Source organism: uncultured Campylobacter sp. (assembly GCF_938045225.1).
GTDB lineage: Bacteria > Campylobacterota > Campylobacteria > Campylobacterales > Campylobacteraceae > Campylobacter_A.
In genome coordinates this window covers 1-5083 of record NZ_CALINL010000234.1, presented here as the reverse complement: position 1 = coordinate 5083, position 5083 = coordinate 1, and the positions used below count along the sequence as shown (strand labels likewise).

Below are 5083 nucleotides of genomic sequence, written 5' to 3'. Positions count from 1 at the left end.
TTTTTAAAAAATAGTCTATAAATTTTTAAGAATGCTTTTTTATAGTTTTATAAGTTGCATTTCCCAATCATACTCCGCGGCAATACTCGCCAGGTTTTGCGCCATAGCCTGTAGTTGCCTTAGCGCATCTTTCATCTTGCTTACCTTACTGCTTCCGTTCATACCAGCTTGTAGGTTTTGAGCGCTTATGGCCATTTGGAGCTGAGTTAGCGTCCAATAAAATTTGATCAAAGCCGTATCCAGACCTATCTGGGCTAGCGGGTTTATGGCTAAATTTATAGCATTATTTTCCTGCTCGCCGTAGTCTTTGCCGATTTCAAAAAGTAGCTCAGGCAAATAGTTTTCGTGAAATTTACTCTCCATCCTAGATAGCTTTTTTAGGATATTCTCGTCTATTTCATTATACTCATCTAGCCCCATAGCCGTTTTAGCGGCGTATCCGATAGTTTTTGCCACGCCTCCAAAGGGACCAAAGGTATCTTTATAGTACATATCGTCTATTTCTTGCTCATCTTTGTCGATCGGTTTTTTAGTTAGCTTTATGCTTTGGGTTAAATTTAGCATTTGACCCGCTAGTTCGCTCATCTTAAAGCTCTTTGCTTTAGCTACCGCCTCGTTAGCCTTTTGAATAAAATCTACGTTTAAACTCATTTGATCTCCTTTGATTTAAATTACAACGTAAATTTAACATTGCATAGCGACAGGTTGAGTCATTTTTCGTATCTAACTTCAAAAATATTAGCTTTTTCTCGATTTTTTCTCTGCCAAGCCGCGTCAAAAATTACATCTGGTTCAAATTTATCGTCGGCGATTATCAGCGCATAAATTTTACTACCGCCTTTTTTTATCTCTTTGGTTATATTTTTTATCTCATCCGTTACGGGAAACACCATATCCGAGATAGTTAAAATATCGGCATTTGCATATCCGCCCTTTTTTATTAGTTTTAGAGCCTCTCTTACGGCAGGAGTTAGATCAGTACCACCGCCGCTATAGCCTTCGTAGCAAAATTTGGCCAAATTTTTTAGGCCCTCTTTGCCGTTTAGATCTATTTTGATCACTCTCGTATCAAAACCTAATACATAACAAAGCCTATCCTCTGCTCTTGCGATGTCGGCTATCATTTTAGTCGCTACCTTTGCGACGGTTTCGGGGATTCCGCTCATAGAGCCGCTAAAATCTACGCAAAGTATGATGGGTCCTTTGGTATCGGCGTTGTATAAAATTTTATCGGATATTTTCATCTGCTCGGTAGAAAAGCTTTCAAAGCACGTTAGCTTATTTTCTACAAATTTTATATCAAATAAAATTTGCGTATCCCGGTCTGTTAGCCCTAGCTCGCTAGGCAAGAGATTATCTATATCGCTACCTAGTTTTATGCCGTCGATCTCCTCTTTTTGGTTACGTCTAATCTTGGTTTTTTCAAACCTATCCGCATCTTTAAATTTATCCTTTTTGCCGTCTATTCTACCGATCTTGTCGCAAATTTCTTTTAGTTTTGTGTCATTTTTTATGTGTTTTAGATACTTTTTAAAGTGCTCCAGCCACCAACTAAAACTACTTCCTGTGCTAAGACCCCAGCTTAGATACTCAGCCTCGCTTTGATCAAAGCCAAATTCCGTTAAAAAGTCTTGTATATCGTTTATCTTTTTTAGATACATCCTGATGTCAGCATATATCTTTTTCTTGTAGTTTTTTATGACGTCGCTATCAAATTTTTCACTATATTCGCGTCTAGCTTCATCTGCGCTTTTTAAAAGTTCCTCGGCCAAATTTAATAGCTTCTCGTTCATATCTTTTTTGGCGTCCGTTTCGGGAGTATTTGCACCGCCGCCGTTCTCGTCGCTTTTTTTGTTCTGAATATCTTGTAAAATTTGATTAAATTTATCGGTTTGCTCGGAGCTAAAAAACTTCCCGCAAAGCTGTAAGAAAGCAGAGATATCGGCTATGTCTAGCTTATCTAGGTAGATACCGCGGCGCAATGTTATTTGCATTTGCCTCATTGCTCGCTCATGAGCGTCTAGCGGATTTGGTTGTTCGATCAAATTTAAGCCAAGATCGTTTTTAAAATTTATCTCTTCTTTTTTGACGGCTTCTTTTATAGCTTCCGCCAAGCCCTTACCGCCAAAACCGGCAAATTCGACCAAGCATTCGTTTATCAGGATTTGAAATAAAAAATCCTCCCTATCTGATCTCATGGACGCTTATATCCTTTTTTAGGCGGTTTAGCTTCGTTTTTAGTCTTTTTTGCGCCTTTAGTTCATTTGATAGCGCAGTTTCTACGATATTTTGCTGATTACCTGATAAAAATATATTAATGCTTTTACTAAAATCATCGCCGAGCTTTGCTTTGGTTTCATTCATTATCGTTTCAAGCTCGCCTAAAATTTCCTCGCATTCGTTTAAATTGCTATCCCTGAGCTTTGCATCGATTGCTATCATATCTCCTTTTTTACGCAAGGCTATCGGCATGATAGGATCTGAGCTAATGCCTTTTACGTATTGCTGAAAAAACGACCCGGATAGCCAGCCACCCCTTAGCGCGCCTTTATCTACCGATATATAGTATCCCATATTTACGGCGCTATCCCTTGTATAATATATCCTTCGTTCGTAGTTTCCGCGTTCGTTTAGCGGATTACCCTCAAATGGGCTAAAAGGAACGTAAAATAAAATATCTATTTGATCGTTCGGATCGGTGTATTTGTTTAGTCTGATACTAAATTCGTAATGTGGAATGCCGTTAAAATTTTTAGTTTTATATTCATCATCTTGCAAAAAACACAGTTGATAGTACTCGTCGGCGAGTCTTGCAACCCTTTGTTCTAACTCTATAATAAGCTTTGAGCTTAGATTTTTACCCGCGCTTTGCGTTACAATATTTTTGATCGCTTCTATCTGCTCTTTTTCGCTCCAAAGACAGTTGGCTAGCAACAAAACGTCCGCAGGCAAAACTTCGCTTCTATCGTTTAAAAATGCGGAGGTTTTTAAGATGTGGGCTAAATTTTTCCAGCGCCTATCCGATACATATATTTGGCTTTGATTTTCTTGTAAAATTTGCACATCGCTTGTTTCTTGGCGGCTTTGTTGATACGGATCGCTACTATCGTCTTGATCGTTTTTGACATTAAGCTTTTCTATATTTTCTCTGATCTCTTTTATTATTTCAAGGCTTTGGGGGCTAAATTTGACCGCTTTAGCTCCGTTTGCTATCAAATTTAGCTCATCAAGCGTGATTTTTTCATTATCGCTTACATTTGCCTCCTCAAATTTGCCTTCAATCAAATTTTTAAAATTATCCCACTCTTTTAATGGCTCAACCAAAAGGCGCATATTTAGCCTATCGTAAAGCGCCTCCAGCCCGCTTCCTTGCGCGGGCGTCTCGTTGCTGGCGGCTATTAAAGCATGCAACGGGACTTTTACGTCTTTGCCGTCGTTTCTAAATATTTTTTCGTTTATTATAGTTAGTAGCGTATTTAAGATCGCCGGTGAGCTTTTAAAAATTTCATCTAAAAACGCAAAATTAGCACTTGGCAAGTAGCCCTCTATCTTACGCATATATCGTCCTTCTTTTAGTTCTTTTATGTCTACGGGGCCAAAAACTTCGTCTGGAGTGGAAAATCTTTGCATTAGGTATTCAAAGTGTTTAGCGTCCTTAAACGCTAAAGATATGCGGCGAGCTATGAGGCTTTTAGCGGTGCCCGGCACTCCATATAAAAACACCGATTGTCCTGCAATAACGGCTAAAAGGACGTTAGCTACGATATGTTCGCGCTCAAAAAGCCCGCTAGAGATCGCTGTGATGAGATTTGAAATTTTATTTTTATACATCGGCTTCCTTTTTTAGATTTTAGAAAATTTAACGTATTGCCGAGACAGGTTGCGTCGCAAGGAAAAAATTAGCTAAAATACGTCAAATTGAAACAGGAAGGATTAAAATGCGCTCTCACGACAAAATCGGCTTTAGGTTATCTCGTATCTTAACCAGACTAAACGACGGTGCAAGGCTAAGCATAGACGAACTTGTGGAGGAATTTAGCGTAAATAAAAGAACGATTTTAAGAGATTTTGAGCGACTAAGTATCCTGCCTATCCAAAAAGAAAACGGCAAGTATTTTTTAGAGGAGTGCGCTCTTGGCAAATTAGGCTTTAAAGATATAAAAGCTTTTGCCGCGCTAATTGGCGCAAGGTCGCTATTTCCCGAGCTAGACAGTAGATTTATCAGCGACGTTTTAAACGAGAAGCTAAACAAGGCCTATCTAATCAAAAACCAAGGGTTTGAAAGTATACAAATTTCAAGAGACGACTTTGAAGCCGTAAGCGCCGCAGTCATCAAAAACCGTATAGTAGATTGCGAATATAACGACAAAGAACGCAAACTAAAGCCGTATAAACTAATAAATAATAGCGGCATATGGTATCTACTAGCGGACGACGAAGGCAAACTAAAAAACTTCACGCTCTCTAAAATAAAACGCATAAAGATAAAGGGCGATACCTTCTCTGCAAACGCCGAGTTTTTAAAACGTATCGAGAAAAACGACACAAACTGGTTTTCGGACGCTAAATTTAAGGTTACGCTTGAAATCAAAAACGAAGCTATGGAGTATTTTAAGAGAAAAGAGTTTTTGCCAAACTACGAAGTAGTGCAAGAAGAAGGGGATAAAATCATCATAAGTACGGAAGTAGCCTACGATGACGAGATACTACGGGTTGTAAAATATTGGCTACCGTTTATAAAGATAGTAGAGCCTTTAAATTTAAGGGATAAATTTGAAAATTTGCTTAGGGATTATTTGAAATAGCATAGCCTGACACTAGTGGCAACATTAAAATATAAGCTTTCTAAGATAGAGATTTTGTCTGACGGATATTTAAGATATTAGTAAGCCGTCAAATCTATCTTTGTAGTAAAATATTTGTCTCTTTTTTGTATTTATATTGCTTACTATCTGACTACGGTATCGCTATTTTTTATATTCATCTTTTAATAAATCAAAAAGTGTTAGATAATCATTTGGAATTGATGATTTTTTAATACTATGTACTTTCTTTATAGCATCTAGAAGTTTACTGATATCAT

The 5083-nt window shown here is 37.9% G+C and carries 4 protein-coding genes; 1 reads left to right on the top strand and 3 read right to left on the bottom strand.

The window, feature by feature from the left end; genetic code table 11:
- Positions 1 to 39 precede the first annotated feature (39 nt).
- Genes Q0200_RS08345 through Q0200_RS08335 form a run of 3 tightly spaced genes read right to left on the bottom strand, consistent with a single transcriptional unit; the run spans position 40 to position 3831 of the window.
- The gene (locus Q0200_RS08345) at positions 40 to 651 is read right to left on the bottom strand and encodes a hypothetical protein (RefSeq protein ID WP_297940175.1); all 612 of its coding nucleotides are present in this window, start codon (positions 649 to 651) and stop codon (positions 40 to 42) included.
- A 59-nt stretch (positions 652 to 710) separates the two neighbouring features.
- Entirely contained in the window at positions 711 to 2198 is a 1488-nt protein-coding gene (locus tag Q0200_RS08340) for a VWA domain-containing protein (protein ID WP_297940173.1), read from the bottom strand.
- Positions 2185 to 3831 (bottom strand): AAA family ATPase, encoded by a 1647-nt coding sequence (locus Q0200_RS08335; protein WP_297940169.1) that lies wholly within the window; start codon positions 3829 to 3831, stop codon positions 2185 to 2187. Before Q0200_RS08335 ends, Q0200_RS08340 begins: the two co-directional genes overlap by 14 nt.
- A gap of 107 nt (positions 3832 to 3938) precedes the next feature.
- On the opposite strand from Q0200_RS08335, the gene Q0200_RS08330 reads away from it, so the two are divergent.
- Positions 3939 to 4805 carry a WYL domain-containing protein gene (locus Q0200_RS08330; protein WP_297940166.1) on the top strand — a complete coding sequence of 289 codons (867 nt, stop codon included), beginning with the start codon at positions 3939 to 3941 and terminating at the stop codon, positions 4803 to 4805.
- Positions 4806 to 5083: the final 278 nt, after the last annotated feature.